This is a genomic window from Marinomonas sp. A3A (genome assembly GCF_018336955.1).
GTDB lineage: Bacteria > Pseudomonadota > Gammaproteobacteria > Pseudomonadales > Marinomonadaceae > Marinomonas > Marinomonas lutimaris.
The window spans coordinates 732,923-752,540 of sequence record NZ_CP025532.1 but is presented as its reverse complement, the minus strand read 5'-3'; the positions used below and the strand labels follow the sequence as shown (position 1 = coordinate 752,540).

Below are 19,618 nucleotides of genomic sequence, written 5' to 3'. Positions count from 1 at the left end.
GTAAGACCCCTTTGGCTGTTTTACTGGAAATATAACGCTAAAAATTGGAGCAATCGAGTAAACTTACTTTTTCTATCACCTCAAAGCGCTTTCCGTCGGGATTAATACCAAATATATTCCAGTTGAACCGATAAGGTTTGCCACGAAGGCATAATGTATCTCTTGTTATAGCAATGCTATCTATTAGCTGCTCAATATTTATTGTATTGGATGTTGGAATAATCGTTTCGCCATCTAGGTGACCATCTTTACTTTTTTCGATCGTCATATAATAACAGTCTTCACATGCCAGCATATCGTAACGAGCACTGACCGTTGTTTCTTCAAGCTGAAGGTTAAATACTGCAAACACCCCACCAACGATTAAAGCGACCACTCCCAAAGCAAAAATTTTATTTTTCATTATTTGATAAACCCTTGAATTTCATCGTGAGAAATTAGACCTTCTTTCTTTGTTGTTTTAAGCAACCTGCCATTGTGGTAAATCGAACGCTCACCATGACGATAATCTTGCTCTTTAATCGTAGTCTTTGATCCGTTGATATTGGGGTTGGATTTATCGGTATGGCCAATAACATAAGCTTTTTTACGTCCCGCTTTGTAGATTTTCTCAGAAAACTCTTCCACTAACGTATTACCTGGCATTGATCCACGAGCAGTATTGCAGCCATGTATTTGAATGCGCGCGTCATCTGTAAAAACTTCAAAGTCGATGTCAGACACATAACGGCTATCAGAAGAAAAATTATAAATACCATCGTCCAACGTAGAATAATAAGCCCTCAGTCCTTGTTTGGCCATCCAACCGGTTACTAAACCACAGTTCTCATTTTCTTTTATTGAAAAGTTTAGAGAATAGGGCGTTCCGTGACAAAATACATCCAATGAAGCCACTGACTTGGGAGAACAGGCATTTATCCTTCTTACCATATCCGCAGAGGTAGTAATTTTTATAGAGCGTTTATCGCCGTTTGTATAATCTTTAGCTACATTTTGTGCAGCAAAATAAAAGGCACTATTGTGGGCAATACCAAGATTTCTTACCGAGCCGTCTGCATTTTTTTCTCTGGTTCCACCATGAAACATAAATCTAATCATCTAAACCTCCCTGATATAACATTAGGGTATGCGAATACACGCGTACATATTCTAAAAACTTCCTTAACGCAATCATACATTAATAATTTTTCAATAAAAGTATCAAAAAGATATCAATTGGAAGAGCTAGCATGCATGTAAATCCATTTCCCTAGAGCTTTTTATATTCTATAACATCTTAACTATTGATAATAAAAGACTTTCTAACTTTCAGTCTTCGTGGGAATAACGTATTAAAACAACTACCGCGTCGTCAACCTAACTCTTCCGCCTCCCATTTGGTTTAGGTCGTGTAGTCGGCAATTTTTGCCCTGATAAGCAATTTGAGCGAGTAGTAGTTCAGCGGTGGCTAGGGCGTCGGTTAGTGCGTCGTGTCCTTGGTATTCTGGTAATCTGTAGCGTTCTCGGCAGGCGCCAAGGCGAAAGCCGCCGTCTTGAATGGGTTGTTGGGATCGGTTGGCTTTGGTGCGTTCAATGGCAAGTGTGTCTAGCCAGTTGGCAGAAAACGTCGGTAAGGCTTCTGCTTGCCACGCTTGTTTTAAAAAGCCCAGTTCTATTGGCGCGTGGTGCATAACCAAGACGCGTTCGCGTAGTAGATGCCGTAAGTAACGCAACACGCTTTCTTGTTTTTTGCCTTGTTGCTGAACATCCGAATCAGTAATCATGTGTATACCAACACTGTCGCCAATTTGTGCGCTATCCAACACAATATGCCGAGCCGTATCCAGTTCAATCACGCCTTTATGAATGCACACCCAACCAAAGCTAACGATATGATCTTGCTTGGGATCTAACCCAGAGGTTTCGATATCCAATACGAGATAATTCCATTCAGACCAAGCTCGCTTGACCGATTGTCGAGACAAATTCCACGCACTGAGCTTTTGCAGCAAATCCAATGACATCTAACTGTATCCTTTTAAAAAACGCTGCTGCGCCACATCTTGTACATCGCTGATGATGCTAAAGGTGGTTTTCAGATGTTTGCGTTCTAACGAACTCAAGTCTTTCGGATCTAAGTAAGCACTGGCTTTGCCTGTTGCTTGCCAATGACGTCCTTGAGCTTCTAGGCGCAGGCCATTGAGTTTGTCCCACGCATCCATAAGGTTTCGTGCGGTGTCGACACTAATGAGTTTTTCTCGAATCGCTTGCTCTATTCTGTCCAAGGTGCCAGCTCGATAGGTTTTACAGGACAAGCCATACAAGCGCGCTAAATCGTTGATCAAGGCCAAACCTTGGTGCTTAAGGTCAAGCTGGTTTTTATGCTCGCCAGAGGATTCCAAAACAAAATGTCGGAAGAAGCCCAGTGGTGGCTTGCTTGCCAACGCGGTACGGGTCAAAGTCGCCAAAAACACGCTATTTTTACTCACCTCCAGCTGCATGGCTTTGATTAGATTATTCACCGACTCGCCTTGCTTACTTCCTGAATCATACACGCAACGAATGTCGAAAAAGATGCTGGCGTGAAGTAAGGCACTGGGCGCGCTGCTTTTTATCCAAGTGGAAAAAGCTTGTTGCCACCCAACTGTCGTTCTGCGCCATTCAGGATTACTCGCCATAATATTGCCGGGGCAAAGGCGAATACCGCAAAGCCCCAAGCCTTGGCAGATGAACTCGGATAAATCGGCAAAGTACTGACTTTCTTCGGCCGATGGTTCGCGTTCTAACATCAGACCATTATCTTGGTCGCTGCCCAAAGATTGATCGCGTCGTGCTTGCGAACCAAACACTAAAAACTGAAATGCCATCGGCGCAGGGCCAAACTTATCTAGCGCCAGCTCAATCACGCGACGCGTCAGGTTATCGCTCACTGTAGCTAACACTTTGCCCACGTCGGCGGGTTTCATATCGGTCACAATCAGATTCATGATCAAGGTCGGCCATTGTTTGCAAACACGGGCTAAATCTTCGATGGATTGTTGACGATGAATTTGATTGATCAATAGCAGCGGGCTTAGTTCTTGATGTCGCAACAAATCTGCGGCGGTTAGCATGCCGACCGCTTTTTGTTCTTCATCGACGATGGGCAAATGGTGAATATTGCTTTCACTCATTAAGGTTTGCGCCTGCATCACCAAGGCATCTGGTCTCAGGCTAACCGGATCTCGGGTCATCACATCTTTGACCAAAGAGTCCGCCGAGCCGCCTAAGGCCAAAATACGCGAACGTAAGTCTCGATCCGTGACTATGCCAGACAGCTTTTCATCTTCCACCACCAGAATCGAACTGACTCGCGCTTCGGTCATACGCATAGCGATGGTTTGTACCGTTTCCTCTGGTATCGCCAGAACTAGCTGACGAGTCATTATGTGTGCTACCGGTGTTGATAATTGCAAGGCAGGCGAGGCTAATTCATTACTCTGGCTACGGGATAATTTACGTAAACGATTGTGTCGAGTGTGTTCAAAAAAAAGTTCGAAGGCTTCACTCTTTTCCAGCGTTTCCTTGAAACGAGTTTTGTCGAATCGATATACCAAGCTGTCTTCCATGGCGACCACTTGCAATCCATCTGGATTTTGCGCCATAAGGCTAGATATACCAAAGCATTCGCCGTCGGCAATTTGATCCACCAGCCCGCCTTTGGGAGTGCGAATTTCACAAGCACCACGACGAATCAAATGCACGGTTGCGGCTTCATCTTTTAATATCAATGTCTGCCCCTGTCGCACGTACAACATAGAAACGCCGGTCAACAGCAACTTGCGCTCTAATAAGTTGAGACTAGAAAAAGGGGGTATAGCTTCAATGAACTTATGGACTTCAGGAATATCTATCGCAGCCATTTTATTATTCTCTTTTTTTTACAGACGAAGCTTTTTACAGAAGAAGGCACCTATCACGAGTGTGCGCTTTTATCTTAGACAACAAAACCGCTCTTAGACCAATGTCTAGGAGCAATGTATTTGAGGAATATCTAAGTAGAATTTTTAGGAAGGGCCTCTGTCAGCCCTGAATAAGATTTCTTTGCATATCAATAATCTATCCTTTATACAAAAAATTCTGTAGACAAAGACCTTGACTAAGGTGAAATGTTATCGGTAACATCACACCTTAGTTACCGGTAACATTTACCAAAAAAGCACTGTTCCTAAAAACTGTTATTAAAAAAATAATCAACGGGAAGCAATACCATGAATAAATTCAGCACCACGTTATTGACCGCCACTATGGCCGGCATTCTATCCACGTCAGCAATTGCTGCGGATTACAAATTCAAGTTCCAATCCTCTGATCCAGCTGGTGACAAAAACTTCCAGGTTCAAAAAGAATGGACTAAACGCGTTGAAACTATGACCGGTGGCCGAGTTAGTATCGACTTGCTTCCTGTTGGTAGTATTTTCAAACACACAGAAACGCTAGATGGCATCAAAATGGGCATCATCGATGGCCAAATTACCGCGACTGAGTTCTTCTCTGGTAAAGATCCTGCTTTTGGCCTAATTGGTAACACAGTAGGCGCTTGGTCAAACACTCAGCAACTTCTGCAATACGTGAACTACGGCGGCGGTTATGAGCTAATGAATGAACTTTACGCACCTTATGGCGTGAAATTCATCGGTGGTTCTACAACTGGCGTTGAATCTTTGGTTTCTCGTGTGCCATTAGACAGCGTTGCCGATCTGAAAGGCCTAAAACTTCGCGCTCCTGAAGGTTTGGTTCAGCGCGTATTCGCAGCAGCCGGTGCAGCGCCAGTTAATCTGCCAGGTTCTGAAGTATTCACAGGTCTAAGCAAAGGCGTTATCGATGCGGCTGACTACACTGTGTTCTCTACTAACCAGAAAGCAGGCATGAACGATATTGCGACACACCCTGTTCAACCAGGTTTCCACTCTTTGCCATTGATCGATATTTCAATGAATAAGAAAAAATGGGACAAGCTTCCAGCTGACATCCAAGCAATCCTAACGGTTTCAGTTCGTGACTTCGCAGAAGATATGACAACGCAATTGCGTATTGCCGATCAAGCAGCGGTAAAAGCAGCGAAAGCGGATCCAAACATTACTATTCACGATTGGTCTGCTGAAGAACGTAAAAAATTCCGTGAAATTGCTCGCACCCAGTGGGCAGAATTCGCTAAAGGTTCTGCTAACGCACAAAAAGTGTATGACTCTATTACAAAGTATCTAGAAGAGAACGATCTCCTCTAATCTGAGACAAACCTTTTAAACCTGCAAACAGGCGTCCTGTAATTATAAATTGCATCGGCGCCTGATTTTCATTGGATTATGATCATGAAAAACGAAATTCATCCAGAGACGCCTGATAGCTCAGAACGCCCTAGAAATCCGTTAGATAAGGTGATTTTTACTTTTGGTAACGCCATCAGTCTATTGTTTCTTTTTACCGTAGCCATCTCTTTTTATGAAGTGTTGATGCGCTATGTATTTAATGCTCCCACTATGTGGGTACATGAAACGGCCTCTTTCATTGGCGGTGTATTATTTATTTATGGCGGCATCTATGCCCTATCGATTAATAAGCATGTTCGAGTCGTACTTATATACGACCTTGTCTCTGATACCGCACGCCGCTGGCTGAATATTTTTCATCACATTATGGGGCTAATCTTTTCTGGACTGCTTAGCTGGGCCGCTTATCAAATGGTACAAGACTCTTGGTTTACACCATTAGGCGAACTTCGTTTAGAAACCTCAGGGTCTGCTTGGGATCCAGTTTTCCCAGCATTAGTCAAAGGCATGGTTTTCGCTACCTTATGCATCATGTTTGTGCAGTTTTCTTTGCACCTACTACAAGAATTAAATGGCTTGAGGAAACGCAAAGATGTTTGATTTATCCGCTATGGGCATAGGCTACGGCAGCCTATTAATGCTCGGTTCTATGATTCTTTTACTGCTAACAGGTATGCAATTAGCCTTTGTTACCGCGTTAGTCGCACTTGTTTTTGCTATTGGTTGGTTTGGCGTTGGCGCCTTGCCTTTGATCACCAGCCGTTTGTACAGTTTTGTTGGCGACTATGTTTTTCTCGCCGTCCCCATGTTCGTACTAATGGCTGCATTATTAGATAGATCCGGTATTGCTCGAGATCTGTTCGATGCCATGAAGGTGTTTGGTCGTAAACTGCGTGGTGGTGTTGCCGTACAGACGTTATTAGTTGCCATCGTTTTGGCTTCCATGTCTGGTGTAATCGGTGGTGAAACTGTTCTATTGGGTATTTTAGCTTTGCCACAAATGTTGCGTCTTGGCTATAACCGTAAACTGGCGATTGGTACTACTTGTGCTGGTGGCGCGCTTGGTACCATGTTACCGCCTAGTATCGTTTTGATTATTTACGGCTTAACCGCCAGTGTTTCCATTGGCGATTTGTTTAAAGCGGCCTTTTTACCTGCCTTTATTCTGGCATTTGCTTACATGGCTTATGTGCTTATTCTGTGTCGTATCCATCCTGAATACGCCCCACTACCTAGTGCAGAAGAGCTTGCAGCAGACGAAGATATTAACTATTTCAAAGCTCTGCTATTTCCTCTACTCACAGTAATGATGGTACTCGGCAGTATTTATACTGGTGTGGCTTCTGTAACCGAAGCGTCTGCGCTTGGCGTAGTCGGCATCATCATCAGTGCGGCGATTCGCGGTGAACTGAACTTTGCCATGCTAAAAGACAGCGCCAAAGCGACCATGAGTACCTGTGGCATGATCATCTGGATCGGTATTGGTGCAACAGCTCTGGTTGGTGTTTACAACCTAATGGGCGGTATCGATTTCGTTGAAGAGATCATCTTGTCATTAAGTGGTGGCAGCGTGATGGGCACTGTCATGATCATGATGCTGATCTTGTTTGTGCTAGGTATGTTCTTGGATTGGGTCGGTGTTGCACTATTAACCATGCCGATCTTTGTCCCAATCATTACCGGACTTGGCTTGGACCCTATTTGGTTTGGTGTGGTGTTCTGTTTGAACATGCAGGTATCTTTCCTATCACCACCTTTTGGTCCTGCCGCATTTTATCTTAAGTCTGTGGCACCAAAAGATATTAGTCTTGGCGAAATTTTCAGCTCCCTGCTGCCGTTTATTGGCCTGCAAGTTTTTGTACTCGCCTTGGTCATATTCTTCCCTGAGCTGGCCCTTTGGTGGAAATAACCCATTGAGACCATGCCGTTCAACACGGCTTTTTGAACGACACTGCGGCCTTGCTGACAACAGCAAGGCGATAAGGACTTAAGAAGATGACAAAGAAAATTGTAGTATTAGGCGTATCAGGCTCAGGTAAATCTTTGATAGGCAAAAGCATCGCTGACAAACTTGGCTATCCGTTTTTTGATGGCGATGACTTTCATTGCCAAGCCAATGTAGACAAAATGCGCCAAGGCACGCCGCTCACTGATGAAGATCGCAAGGATTGGTTGGCAACACTCAATACCATCTTGACCGATAACCCAACAGCAGTAATCGCCTGCTCTGGATTAAAACCAGAATATCGTGCCATGCTGCGAAATGGCTTAGACGACGTCACCATGATCTACCTTAAAGGCACTATCGACACCATTTGGCAACGTCACCAAAAACGTGATGGTCATTATTTTAATGGTCGAGAAATGTTAGAAAGTCAGTTTGCTACCTTGATTGAGCCAACAGAAGACGAAGCACTGGTGATCGATATTTCTCAAGATGCTGACGCAGTACTAAACGAAGCGCTTGCGCTTTTAGCGAATAAATAAAATAAACAAAAGAGGCAAAACACTTAGTTTGTGCCTCTTTTAACTAAATAAGTAAACGCTCACTTTCGATATAAATCCTACATTTATTAGTATCTACTCAGCTAACACCTACTTTTTTGTTTCTAGCCATGAATGGCTTATGGTAATGTTACTTGTAACAAAACATGGATATGTCACTGGTATGAAAAGCTCCGATATGAAAAGCCCCAGTATGAAAAATAAACGCCCTACATTGCAAGATGTGGCGAATTTAGTTGGTGTGACGAAAATGACCGTAAGTCGTTTTCTTAGAAATCCAGATCAAGTCTCTGCGCCATTACAAACAAAAATCGCCGAAGCATTAGAAGATCTAGGCTACATACCAAATCGAGCACCCGACATTTTATCCAAATCAAAGAGCCATGCAATTGGCGTTTTGCTGCCCTCTTTGACCAACCAAGTTTTCGCCGAAGTTATTCGAGGCATCGAATCCGTAGTAGAACCAGCTGGCTATCAAACTATGCTAGCCCACTATGGTTACAGCAAAGAGGCCGAAGAGTCGCGTATTGCTACTCTGTTGTCTTACAGTGTGGATGGTTTAATTATTTCCGAAAGCTATCACACCGAACGTGTGAGAAAGATGCTTGCTGTCGCTGGTATTCCCGTTATCGAAATCATGGACTCAGTCTCTCCACCAATCGAGCAAGCTATCGGCATAGACAACGAAGCTGCTGCTTATGCGATGACAGATTTTATGATCAAACGAGGCCGACAAAAGATTGTCTACTTTGCGGCGCGAATGGACCAACGGACACTCTTCAAAATAAAAGGTTACGAAACCGCTATGCTCGACAATGGCTTAACGCCTTTGTGCTTAAAAACCAATAGTGCATCATCTTTCACGCTAGGCGCGACTTTTCTAAAAGACGCGCTGCAGCAACAACCCGACACCGACGGCATTTTCTGTACCAACGACGACTTAGCCATTGGTGCGCTGTACGCTTGCCAAAAAGCTGGCATCAAGATTCCACAAGACATCAGCATTGCAGGCTTCCACGGCCACGATATTTCTCGAGCTATGGTGCCATTACTCGCTACGGTGATCACACCTCGTGAAGAAATGGGGCGCCTTGCTGCCGAACATTTACTGTCTCGTTTACAAGGGAATTCTGTTTCACAAAGAATTATTGATTTGCCTTTTCAAATAGAACCTGGCGAAACTATCTAAAAGTACGCGACACACCGTAAAGAGCGCCATATAAAGCAGCAATAAACGCGGAAAGCACTTCAAATACCACTGAGAAGTGTTATCATTATCGCGTTTTTTAACCTCTCAAAGGCTGTTTTATGAAACGCTTGCTGTTGATCGTCCTCTCTACTCTCTTACTCAGTTTATCTCTTTCCGTTCAAGCCGTTTCTTCGACACAAGACAGCATTAAAAATAGTGTAGAAGACAGCAAAGGCACGTTTAGCATAGATTACGTACCAAAACGCATTGTTGTCTTGGAGCTTTCCTTTGTGGACGCCTTAGCCGCTGTTGGCGTAAGTCCAGTTGGCATCGCTGATGACAAAGACCCCGAACGAATTCTAAAAGAAATTCGCAATGAAATTGGCGAGTGGACGTCCGTAGGTACTCGCTCTCAACCCAGCCTTGAAACGATTTCAGCATTAAAACCGGACCTTATCATTGCAGACATTTCTCGCCATGAAGGGGTTTATGCAGATTTACAAAAAATAGCGCCGACCTTGATCCTACCTTCGCGTAGAGCTAACTATGAAGAGAACCTTCATGCCACGGCTACCATCGGCAAAGCCATTGGCAAAGACAAAGAAATGCAAGCACGTTTGAAGCTACATGCTCAAAGAATGGCCGATTTTGCCAAACAACTACCAGAAGGCAAAGAAGTGCAATTTGGCGTTGCACGTGATGATGCTTTGTTCCTGCATACTGCCGATTCCTATGCTGGCGGAGTCATTCGCGCCTTAGGTTTAAAAAATGCTAATACAGGCCGAAGCGACGATGCCTATCGTCAAACCAGTTTAGAACAGTTTCTTGCGGTAAATCCTGACTACTTTATCGTCGGCAATTACGTCACGCCAAGCATCGTGGATAAATGGAAAAATGAGCCGCTTTGGTCTGTCTTAAAAGCCGCTAAGAATCATCATATTTATTCGGTTAACCCTAATACCTGGTCTCGTTGCCGAGGCATTATTTCAGCCGAAACCATGGGGCAAGATCTTATTAAGGTCTTTAAAGCGAATAAATGATCTCAATACGCCTGCCTTTTGTCGGCCAATGCCTAGCATTGTTGCTGCTTTTATTCATTTGTTCATGGATCAGTTTATTTAGCTGGTCGGTGATAACTATTACGCCGATGGATGCTCTGCACGCTTTGTACGATATGAACGCAGAAAGCATCGCTCAGCATATTGTCCATGATTTAAGACTGCCTAGAGTCCTTATCGGCATTATGGTGGGTGCTAATCTCGCCGCAGCGGGCGTCATCATGCAAGGGCTGACACAAAACCCTCTCGCTTCACCTTCTGTTTTAGGTATCAACGCTGGCGCAGCGCTTGGCATGGCGACAGTTTCCAGTATTGCACCTTGGTTTGGTTTACTTGGTACTTCAGTCGCAGCCATCATTGGCGGTGGCATTGCGTGGGCTTTCGTTATGTTGCTTGGCAGCGCATGGCGAGGCGGTAATGAACATGGAAGATTGGTGTTGGCGGGCGTGGCTATTTCTGCGTTATGTGCCGCCTTAACCAAAGCCGTTATTATCATTGCAGAAGACCAAGCGGCGGGCGTACTGACTTGGCTCGCGGGCAGTCTAGCCGATGCTAGATGGCAAACCTTTGATTCCTTCTGGCCTGTCTGCCTTATTGGTTTATTAGGCGCCATGTTAATAGCTCCAACGCTGAATCTTTTGCAGCTAGGCGATGACAATGCACGTAACCTTGGCGTGTCACTCATGTGGGTAAAACTAGGCGGCAGCTTTTTAGTTTTATTGTTGGTTGGTAGCGCCATCAGCAGTGTGGGTGCAATTGGCTTTGTCGGGTTACTGGTTCCTCATATGGCAAGAATGCTCGCAGGGCAAGATCATCGGAAATTTTTACCCATTGCTATGATGCTGGGCGCTTGCTTAGTCGTCCTATCCGATACCGTCAGTCGAGCTATTATTTATCCGGCAGAAACGCCCGCTGGTGCTATTTTAGCCTTGATCGGCGCGCCGTTTTTCATCTATCTCGTCCGCAAGAGAACCTTATAATGGCCACGCGCTCGCTGCCTATTTTACTACTTGCCTTGTTAGGATTGTTGGTCGCTAATCTGATGTTTGGCGCCGTTTCCATTCCCTTTAAAAGCATTTTTGAAGGGTTTCAGGTCGGCAATGCCAACTACTTCACCGTTCATGAATACCGTTTTCCTCGTGCAATTCTCGCCATGTTAGTTGGCGCTATGATGGCACTTGCTGGCGCCTTGGTGCAGGGTGTGATTCGCAATCCATTAGCGTCACCCGATGTGCTTGGCGTCAGTCATGGCGCTGGATTGGCAGCAGTGTTTTACATGACATTTTTCCCTGATGCCGATATTCGCTGGTTACCAGCTGTTGCGCTAATCGGGAGTTTAATCGCTGCGTTAATGTTGTGGTGGCTGTGCGGTTCACATAGCAGCACCATAAAACTGGCGATCACCGGTGTGGCATTAGCGGCGTTATACGCCAGCTGTATAGACTTTCTGATGCTGGTTAAACCACTGGAAATAAACAATGCTCTGTTGTGGTTAACGGGTAGTTTATGGGGGCGCGGCTGGAATCAGCTTTCTATGTTATTGCCTTGGTTGCTGCTCATTCCTTTTGCGCTTTGGCTGGCCAAACCTCTGAACCTAATCCACCTCGGCGACGACAGTGCCATTAGCCTTGGTATCAAGGCCAACAAACTGCGTTTAGCGTCTTTGGCGATTGCCGTTGGACTGACAGCTTCTTGTGTTGCGATTTGTGGTCCTATCGGATTTTTAGGCTTAGTGGCTCCGCATTTAACGCGTAAATTGGTCGGTGGACGCCATCAAATACTCTTACCATCCACCATGCTAGTTGGCGCGATTTTGTTGCTGCTTGCCGATCTCGTGGCTCGTACCATTGATCCACCTATTGAATTACCCGCCGGTATTATGACCGCCATTATTGGTGCGCCATATTTTCTTTGGCTACTCCTTAGGACGAAATGATTTATGTCTCTTAGCACTCATAATTTATCTGTTGGCTACCATGATAAAGCCATTGTAAAACAGGTCGACCTAACCATTCCTGAAGGAAGAATCATCGCTTTACTCGGGCCAAATGGCTGCGGCAAATCCACTTTACTAAAAGCCATGGCACGCATTCTTTCGCCTATGGAAGGCAAAGTTCACTGGCAAGGTAAAAACCTTCACAGCATGCCATCTAAGAAGCTTGCCCAGCAATTGGCCTTATTGCCGCAAACTCAGCCTATTCCGGAAGGAATTAAAGTCAAAGATTTGGTCGCCTATGGACGCAGCCCATATACCGGTTTTTGGGGACGGATTAACAAAGATGATCAAGTAATAATAGACAAGATGATGGAAGAGACAGGCATTACCGAGCTTGCGGATCAATTGGTCAGCGAACTCTCCGGCGGCCAACGCCAACGTGTTTGGCTCGCCATGACCTTAGCGCAAGATACGCCGTATTTGCTACTAGACGAGCCAACCACTTATATGGATTTGAGCCATCAAGTAGAGCTGATGCACTTGTTACGCAAATTGAATCTACAAGGCAAGACTATCATCACAGTGCTTCATGACATCAACCAAGCTGCTCGATATTGCGACCATCTCATCGTGATGAAAGAAGGAGAAATCATCACTCAAGGTTCGCCCGAGTCGGTACTCACACAAACCATGCTTAAAAACGTTTTCTCATTGAATGCGCAGATTCACCAAGATCCAATCGCCAAAACCCCAATGTGTGTGGTGGAGTAATTAGGCCTAACAATAGCGCGCTGATTGACAAAAAAGTAACCAACTAGTTTAATGCGACTAATTATCGTTTACAATTGTTGCTTATTTAAATCAGAGGAGCTATTTCATGCCGCACAATGCGGATCCAAGAGCGCAACAAAGTGCTATGCACGCGCTATATTCAGATAACCATCGTTGGCTGTATACATGGATACGTAAGCGCTTAGATAACCACTTTGACGCGGCAGACTTAACTCAAGATACCTTTTTACGTATTCACGCTCGTCAAAACGTCGATACCATAACTCAGCCTCGCGCCTACTTAATGACAGTCGCAAAAGGAATTGTCAGTCATTTTTATCGTCGTAAATCGTTGGAAGATACCTACTTAGAATACATCGCATTATTTCCCGATCCAGTAACCTCTTCCCTAGAACAGCAGCAAATTATTTTACAAACATTAGAACAAATTGATGCGCTCCTTAATGAATTACCGCATCACGTCAAAACGGTCTTTTTAATGTCACAAATCGAAGGCAAAAAATACCAGACCATTGCTAACGAGCTGGGGATGTCACTTATCAGTGTAAAACGCCATATGAAACAGGCCTATGTGCAATGTTTGACTCTTATGGAGGAAGATTTTTTTGAATAAGGCAAATTCATCAATAGCAAAGCATAGCCTTGAAGAAGCCGCTGACTGGCTAATACGCCAACAAGAAGCGCCGTTAACCAACGAAGAAAAGGCACAGCTGAAACAATGGCAAGACGCCAGTCAAGAGAATACACATGCTTGGCAACTTGCTCAGCGACTCATGGGCCATGTGGATAGGTTACCGAAAGATGTGGCTGCGGCGGTACTCAATCGCCCCGAAGATGAAGGCCGTCGCATTGCTATAGGTAAACTAGCGCTCTTACTGGCAGCAGGACCAACACTATGGGGCGGCTATAAAGCAATTGAAGTTCAACAATGGACAGCTGATTACCGGACAGCCAAAGGTGAGTTTCAAAAAATAACCTTGCCTGATGGTTCAATGGTAAAACTGAATACTGCGACCGCATTTGATATGACATTCAACTCTCGCTCTCGCCTATTATCACTGCGAGAAGGCGAAATCGAAATACACACAGGGCAAGTAGATCCGCAACAATTCGGCCCATTCCTCATCCAAACACAGGAAGGCACGCTAACAGCTCTCGGCAAAAGATTAACCGTGCGCCAATGTGATGGTTTTACTCAACTTGCTGCAATAGAAGGACAGGTTCAAGTCACTCCTAAGCTCGCACAGAATAATGAAGTAATAACCATAAAATCTGGTCATCAAGCTCAAATGTCTAACCTTGCATTGCTGTCTAGCCAATTGATCTCTCCCGCGACAACCGCTTGGCTAAATCAAATGCTGGCTGCTCATGATATGCCGCTGAAACAATTTGCCGAGGAAGTTTCCCGCTATCGAAAGGGCTATTTACGTGTTTCACCTGAGATACAAAACCTATTGGTATCGGGTGCATTTCCAACATCCAACACTGACACCATTATTAATATGCTGACTCACACTTACCCTATTAAAGCCAAGCATCACCTGGGCGGCTATTGGGTCACTCTTGAGCCAACTTAATACGACATTAGCAAGTAAATAAATCAAAAAAGAAGCTAATAAAAATTATTTTCATTTCGATTGATACCTTTTTTCTTTTCAAGTGGCTTATTAGGTAGATAAAAAATAACCCAACGATTTTAAAAAAGGAGGTAGCTGTGGCTGCCCAAAGAGAACAGTTTTTGAAAACACCTTTCTTGAAAACACTTTTCTTGAAAACAAAGCGACACAACGCCATCAGCACTGCGCTTCTCAGCACAAGCTTAATCCTTGGTGCGGGCGCTAGTTCATTTGCTTTAGCGGAAAATGCCGGACAACAAGAAACTCGCCAACAAGTCTCTGTTCCCGCTGGAGATCTTGGTAAAACACTTACCGACATTGCGGTACGTCATCATATCGCGCTCTCTTTTGATCCGGCTCTAACTCAAGGACTCAAAAATGAGGCTGTTTCAGGTAACTTCTCTGCTCTGGAATTGATCGATGCCTTGCTACAAAACACCAATCTCATCATGACACCAAACCAAGACGGCACATACAGCCTCATGGATCAGAGCGATTACACTATGTCAGGCTTAGCGGTTTCTGCCTCGCAAATTAACGACAGCGTACTGAGCGAATATAAGGGAGGGCAAATCGAATCCGGTGGCCGATTAGGCGTATTTGGTGAACAAGACAGCTCCAACGTGCCTTTCAGTGTGGTGTCTTATACCAACAAAGCCATCGAAGACCAGCAGCTAGAAAGCATTGCAGAAGTACTTGATAACGACGCTTCAGTTCAATCAGGGCATGGCTTTGGTAACTACTCAGAAAAATTCATGATCCGTGGGTTTGAGCTCGATAGCGATGCCATCTCCTATGGCGGACTCTATGGTATTTTGCCTCGCCAAGTCGTTTCTACTAATGCTGTAGAAAGCGTGCAACTACTAAAAGGCTCCAGTGCTTTCTTAAACGGTGTAACGCCTGGAGGAAGCGGCATTGGCGGCGCGATTAACCTTGAACCTAAACGCGCAGATGACGACCTAAATGCTGTGACACTAGATACAACAGCCGAAGGCCAAGTAGGTATTAGTACAGATATAGCGCGACGTTTTGGTGATAAAAACCAATGGGGAATTCGTGTTAAGGCATTACACCGCAATGGTGACAGCGCCATTGATGACGAAACCCGTGAAGAGACCTCCATCAGTGTTGGCATCGATTACCGAGCAGAAAAGTTCAATGTCTCTACGGATGTGGGTTACCAAAAGCAAACTATCGAAAACGGTCGCTCTGTAGTTTACAAAGGCTCCATCACTGAAGTACCGACAGCTCCAGACGCAGAAACAAACTATGCGCCATCTTGGGCTGATTCGGAACTAGAAACCTTGTTTGGTATGGTTCAAGCAAAATATGAATTGAATAATAACTGGACACTAAACGGCGCGATTGGAGCCAATAAGAACAAAGAGTATGGTGATTATTCCTCTCCCATGGTTGATAGTCAAAATGGCGATGGCACTATCTACCGACTCTCAGTACCTTATGAATCTAACACCCTATCCTCTACCGTTAGTTTATTGGGTGATCTAACAACAGGGAAAGTGACTCATCAACTGAACCTTGCTTACTCAGGTTTTGTAAATAAAACCTATGCCGCTTACACCATGTCAGGTACTAGTAACACCAATATTTATGATCCTGCTGATGTCGCTTATCTAGATACTATTGATGCTGACGGCGATATGGATAATCCAAATATTCGCTCTAAAACGGATACAAAAGGGCTTTCCTTTGCGGATACGTTGGGCTTTATGGACGATCGCTTGTTAGTGACTGCAGGTGTGAGATACCAAGAAATAAAAGCAAACAACTACAATTACGATGGTTCAATTGACACCTCTTACGATGATTCTGCCACGTCGCCTATTTATGGCATTGTCTACAAACCGACTGACGCCATCTCCTTGTACGCTAATCACATAGAAGCCTTACAAAAAGGCGAAAATGTCTCAACCAGTAGTAGCAACAACTACTCAAACGCAGGCGCAAGCTTGAAGCCTTATACCTCTAAGCAAAATGAGGTGGGGATTAAATTTGAAGATGGAACCTTAGGCGCGGGCGCTGCTCTTTTCGAAATAACCAAACCCGAAGCCTACGGTGAGGCAGGAAGCGCCTATGATTACTACGGCGAGCAACGTAACCGAGGCATTGAACTAAGCTTGTATGGTGAACCGTCGACAGGTCTGCGTATTAATACCTCGGCGACATGGTTAGACCCTAAACTAAAAGACACTCAAAACGGCACTAATGATGGCAACGACGCGGTTGGTGTTGCTAAGTATCGATTAGTACTTGGAGGCGAATATGACATTCGCTCGTTACAAGGTCTAACTTTAGGCGGAAAAATCATTCGCAGCGGTCCACAGTACTTGAATGCAAGCAATACATTAGAAGTCGATGCTTGGACACGATTAGACGTAAACGCACGTTATGTCTCTAAAGTTGCTCAACAAGATATTACTTGGCGTTTAAACATCACCAACTTGATGAATGAAGGCTACTGGGCATCGGCAGCTGGCGGTTACCTAACACAAGGCAATCCACGCGAAATCAAATTATCCGTCTCCACCGAGTTCTAAATCACTCTCATAATCTTGTGATGTTAATCGCCGATAAAATTCATTCCAGTGGCGATTAGCATCACTCTTCACAAGAAAAGCCGTAAAACTCGCATCATTTTTTGAAATGACTAGACGACAAATCCTCGTATTGAATGTCCAAACAGTCAGTTTTTTATGAGGTAACATATTCTCACTAGAGAAGTTTACCGTCTTTAAAAGCTGAGCATAATAATGACCCTACCCTTTACAGATACAGCAACACCGATTAATTTTGACAAGGTCACTCACACGTTAAAAGAAGCCGCCATTCCATCTTTGGCGCGAGCTTCTATCCGTGAGCTTGTCGCACTAGTCAATCGCATTGAATCCGCGACAGGTGAAAAGTTTATCCGCATGGAAATGGGTGTGCCTGGCCTGCCTGCGCCCAGTATCGGCATAGAAGCAGAGATAGCAGCACTGCATCAAGGCGTGGCCTCTAAATACCCGATGCTAGAAGGTATTCCTCAGTTAAAGCAGGAAATTAGCCGTTTCTGTTCTTTATTTATGAATATCAACGTCAGCCCAACAGGCTGCTTTCCAACCGTTGGTTCTGCACAAGGAGCCTTGGCGGCTTTTTTAGTCGGCAACCGTACAAAAGAGCAAGGCGCAACATTGTTTATTGATCCGGGCTTTCCAAACCAAAAACGCCAGCTTGATATGATAGGCCAACCTTGGGGTAGCTTTGATGTATACAATCATCGTGGCGCAGCGTTAAAACCAGAGCTAGAGAAGCATTTATCCTCAGGAAAATATGCCACCTTGCTTTATTCCAACCCAAATAATCCGGCTTGGATTTGTTTCAATGAAGAAGAGTTACAGATCATTGCCGAGGTGGCTAGACGATACGACGTTATTGTCATTGAAGATCTCGCCTATTTTGGTATGGATTACCGCGAAGACTATGCGACACCCGGTCAAGCCCCTTATCAGCCTAGCATTGCGCATTACACCGATCAGTACATTTTATTGATTTCAAGCTCTAAAGTGTTCAGCTATGCAGGCCAACGAGTAGCAAGTTTGGTTATTTCAGATGCACTTTACCAACAAGAGTTTGCAACCTTAAAAACGAACTTTGGACAAACACAGTTCGGCAAAGCCATTACCTTCGGCGCTATGGGAGGTTTATCCGCTGGCGTTACGCATTCGGCACAATATGGCTTAGCTGCAATGTTGAAGGCAGCCAATGATGGGGAATTGCCTTTTTTGAATCTTACTAAGGTTTATGAAAAACGCGCGGCCATCATGAAAAAGCTATTTATAGACCATGGTTTTGAAATGGTGTATTTCGAAGATAACGGCAAGGCGCTGAGCGATGGTTTCTATTTTACTTTCTCTTATCCAGGATTGGATGGAGACAGTTTATTAGAAGCGTTGCTGTACCATGGAATCAGCGCCATATCCTTGGTAAATACAGGTTCAGAAAGAGTGGAAGGCGCACGGGCTTGTGTATCCCAAGTGAAAGACGAACAACTAGCAGATCTTGAAAAACGCTTAAGTGCCTTTCAAGCACGTTTTCCCCCTGCTTAACACTTTACTCCCATTGCTCGCGATGTCTTCGATTGAAGCGGAATTAATCAGTTTGAATCCTCTTCAATCGAAGACATCGCGTTCTTTTTTAAAGCTACTTTAACTATCGGACAGGCTCAAGAAAGCAGCAAAAACGCATCATCTTGACTAATAACTGTGGCGTATTCGCCATGCAAATTTGCCAATGACATAGCATGCACTTCATCTGCACTGCGCGATTGACCAAAGAAGTCATCTTTTTCAAAAGCAAAACAAGCACTGCCAACCACATACGTCTTAAAACCTAAATTCCCAGCACTTCGCACTGTCGATTCCACTGAATTATTCGTGCTGACGCCAACGACAACCAAGGCTTGCGCATCTTGTTCCCGTAGCCAAACATTTAAATCAGAATAGGTAAAAGCATCAGGGACCGATTTTTCAATGACTTTTTCATCGGCTAACGGCTGAAAGGCATCCTGAAACAACACACCTTCTTGTTCTGGCCAAAATAAAGATTCGGGCTCTGTCGACAAATGACGAACATGGACAATCGGTGCATGACTGGCACGCCAATGGGCTAATAGCTCTGCAATTTCATGTTCCGCATTTGGGTTATTGCGTTCGCCCGCTTGTGGCCAAGACATGCCTTGCTGCATATCGATGATCATCAATACTACTGATTTAGTCATCGTCACTCCTTTATTTAAACATCTTGGGATTAACTGTCCTTGAGCTTACGTGTCTTTAAACTTCAGCGTTTTTAACTTCAGAATCCGATTTTGCTTTTTCATCAATACGATTTTCAAGCGCCTGCAATCGCTTCTGCTGATTACGTAATTTAAAAAAGAAAACCACTAACGCCATACACAGCAAGAAAGTTAAATTACCCAAGAAATTCACACGATATTCTAACGACTTAACATGCGCTATTTTGGTCGAAAGTGATTGGTAATCACCTAGAGACGCAGTGGATAACTGTAAAATGGCCACACTTCGCTCTAAATCAAAAACAGTTTGAGCTAGCTTTTGCTGATCTTCTGGCATGGTTTGCGCGGCCATAGAAACCGATACAAAACCACCAAGAAATAGACATAAGAGCAATCGATATAACATAAGTAGTCCCTAAAATAGTGTCAGATTGATATC

Annotated in this window: 19 protein-coding genes; 13 read left to right on the top strand and 6 right to left on the bottom strand. The window is 44.4% G+C overall.

What is annotated here, in order from left to right:
• Positions 1–37: 37 nt before the first annotated feature.
• The 4 genes from CYL31_RS03515 to CYL31_RS03500 all read right to left on the bottom strand — a co-directional run bounded on the left by CYL31_RS03515 (position 38) and on the right by CYL31_RS03500 (position 3,881).
• Entirely contained in the window at positions 38–403 is a 366-nt protein-coding gene (locus CYL31_RS03515; protein WP_212917599.1) for a hypothetical protein, read from the bottom strand.
• Positions 403–1,098, bottom strand: coding sequence for a hypothetical protein (locus tag CYL31_RS03510; protein ID WP_212917598.1), 696 nt, complete (start codon positions 1,096–1,098; stop codon positions 403–405). The genes CYL31_RS03515 and CYL31_RS03510 overlap by 1 nt, the downstream gene beginning before the upstream one ends.
• Positions 1,099–1,340: 242 nt before the next feature.
• Positions 1,341–2,003, bottom strand: a complete 663-nt coding sequence (locus CYL31_RS03505; protein WP_212917597.1) for a 3'-5' exonuclease — start codon at positions 2,001–2,003, stop codon at positions 1,341–1,343.
• Complete coding sequence (locus CYL31_RS03500; RefSeq protein ID WP_212917596.1) at positions 2,004–3,881, bottom strand: DUF294 nucleotidyltransferase-like domain-containing protein; 1,878 nt, start codon at positions 3,879–3,881, stop codon at positions 2,004–2,006.
• Between the two features lie 348 nt (positions 3,882–4,229).
• Between CYL31_RS03500 and CYL31_RS03495 the strand changes: the two genes are divergently transcribed.
• From CYL31_RS03495 to CYL31_RS03435, 13 genes are all read left to right on the top strand, one after another.
• Positions 4,230–5,246, top strand: a complete 1,017-nt coding sequence (locus CYL31_RS03495) for a TRAP transporter substrate-binding protein (protein ID WP_212917595.1) — start codon at positions 4,230–4,232, stop codon at positions 5,244–5,246.
• A gap of 84 nt (positions 5,247–5,330) precedes the next feature.
• On the top strand, positions 5,331–5,888 hold the full coding sequence (locus tag CYL31_RS03490; RefSeq protein WP_249411682.1) for a TRAP transporter small permease subunit: 558 nt from the start codon (positions 5,331–5,333) through the stop codon (positions 5,886–5,888).
• Positions 5,881–7,197, top strand: coding sequence for a TRAP transporter large permease (locus CYL31_RS03485; RefSeq protein ID WP_212917593.1), 1,317 nt, complete (start codon positions 5,881–5,883; stop codon positions 7,195–7,197). Before CYL31_RS03490 ends, CYL31_RS03485 begins: the two co-directional genes overlap by 8 nt.
• A gap of 86 nt (positions 7,198–7,283) precedes the next feature.
• Positions 7,284–7,775, top strand: a complete 492-nt coding sequence (locus CYL31_RS03480) for a gluconokinase (RefSeq protein ID WP_212917592.1) — start codon at positions 7,284–7,286, stop codon at positions 7,773–7,775.
• A 211-nt stretch (positions 7,776–7,986) separates the two neighbouring features.
• Entirely contained in the window at positions 7,987–8,982 is a 996-nt protein-coding gene (gene gntR, locus CYL31_RS03475; RefSeq protein WP_212917591.1) for a gluconate operon transcriptional repressor GntR, read from the top strand.
• 119 nt (positions 8,983–9,101) lie between these two features.
• Positions 9,102–10,022: a Fe(3+) dicitrate ABC transporter substrate-binding protein gene (locus CYL31_RS03470; protein ID WP_212917590.1), complete on the top strand. Its 921-nt coding sequence runs from the start codon at positions 9,102–9,104 to the stop codon at positions 10,020–10,022.
• The gene (locus CYL31_RS03465; RefSeq protein WP_212917589.1) at positions 10,019–11,020 is read left to right on the top strand and encodes an iron chelate uptake ABC transporter family permease subunit; all 1,002 of its coding nucleotides are present in this window, start codon (positions 10,019–10,021) and stop codon (positions 11,018–11,020) included. The genes CYL31_RS03470 and CYL31_RS03465 overlap by 4 nt, the downstream gene beginning before the upstream one ends.
• Positions 11,020–11,976, top strand: coding sequence for a Fe(3+) dicitrate ABC transporter permease subunit FecD (gene fecD / locus CYL31_RS03460; protein WP_212917588.1), 957 nt, complete (start codon positions 11,020–11,022; stop codon positions 11,974–11,976). The genes CYL31_RS03465 and fecD overlap by 1 nt, the downstream gene beginning before the upstream one ends.
• Before the next feature lie 3 nt (positions 11,977–11,979).
• Positions 11,980–12,747 (top strand): Fe(3+) dicitrate ABC transporter ATP-binding protein FecE, encoded by a 768-nt coding sequence (fecE, locus tag CYL31_RS03455; protein ID WP_212917587.1) that lies wholly within the window; start codon positions 11,980–11,982, stop codon positions 12,745–12,747.
• Between the two features lie 106 nt (positions 12,748–12,853).
• A complete protein-coding gene (locus CYL31_RS03450; protein WP_212917586.1) occupies positions 12,854–13,381 on the top strand; it encodes a sigma-70 family RNA polymerase sigma factor in 528 nt (175 codons plus the stop codon).
• A complete protein-coding gene (locus tag CYL31_RS03445; RefSeq protein ID WP_212917585.1) occupies positions 13,374–14,345 on the top strand; it encodes a FecR domain-containing protein in 972 nt (323 codons plus the stop codon). The genes CYL31_RS03450 and CYL31_RS03445 overlap by 8 nt, the downstream gene beginning before the upstream one ends.
• 137 nt (positions 14,346–14,482) lie before the next feature.
• Positions 14,483–16,942: a TonB-dependent receptor gene (locus CYL31_RS03440; RefSeq protein WP_212917584.1), complete on the top strand. Its 2,460-nt coding sequence runs from the start codon at positions 14,483–14,485 to the stop codon at positions 16,940–16,942.
• A 213-nt stretch (positions 16,943–17,155) separates the two neighbouring features.
• Complete coding sequence (locus CYL31_RS03435; RefSeq protein ID WP_212917583.1) at positions 17,156–18,490, top strand: aminotransferase class I/II-fold pyridoxal phosphate-dependent enzyme; 1,335 nt, start codon at positions 17,156–17,158, stop codon at positions 18,488–18,490.
• A gap of 116 nt (positions 18,491–18,606) precedes the next feature.
• Here the strand turns inward: CYL31_RS03435 and CYL31_RS03430 are convergent, their stop codons facing one another.
• Both CYL31_RS03430 and yajC read right to left on the bottom strand, forming a co-directional pair.
• A complete protein-coding gene (locus tag CYL31_RS03430; RefSeq protein ID WP_212917582.1) occupies positions 18,607–19,161 on the bottom strand; it encodes a cysteine hydrolase family protein in 555 nt (184 codons plus the stop codon).
• A 55-nt stretch (positions 19,162–19,216) separates the two neighbouring features.
• On the bottom strand, positions 19,217–19,585 hold the full coding sequence (gene yajC, locus CYL31_RS03425) for a preprotein translocase subunit YajC (protein WP_212917581.1): 369 nt from the start codon (positions 19,583–19,585) through the stop codon (positions 19,217–19,219).
• Positions 19,586–19,618 lie beyond the last annotated feature (33 nt).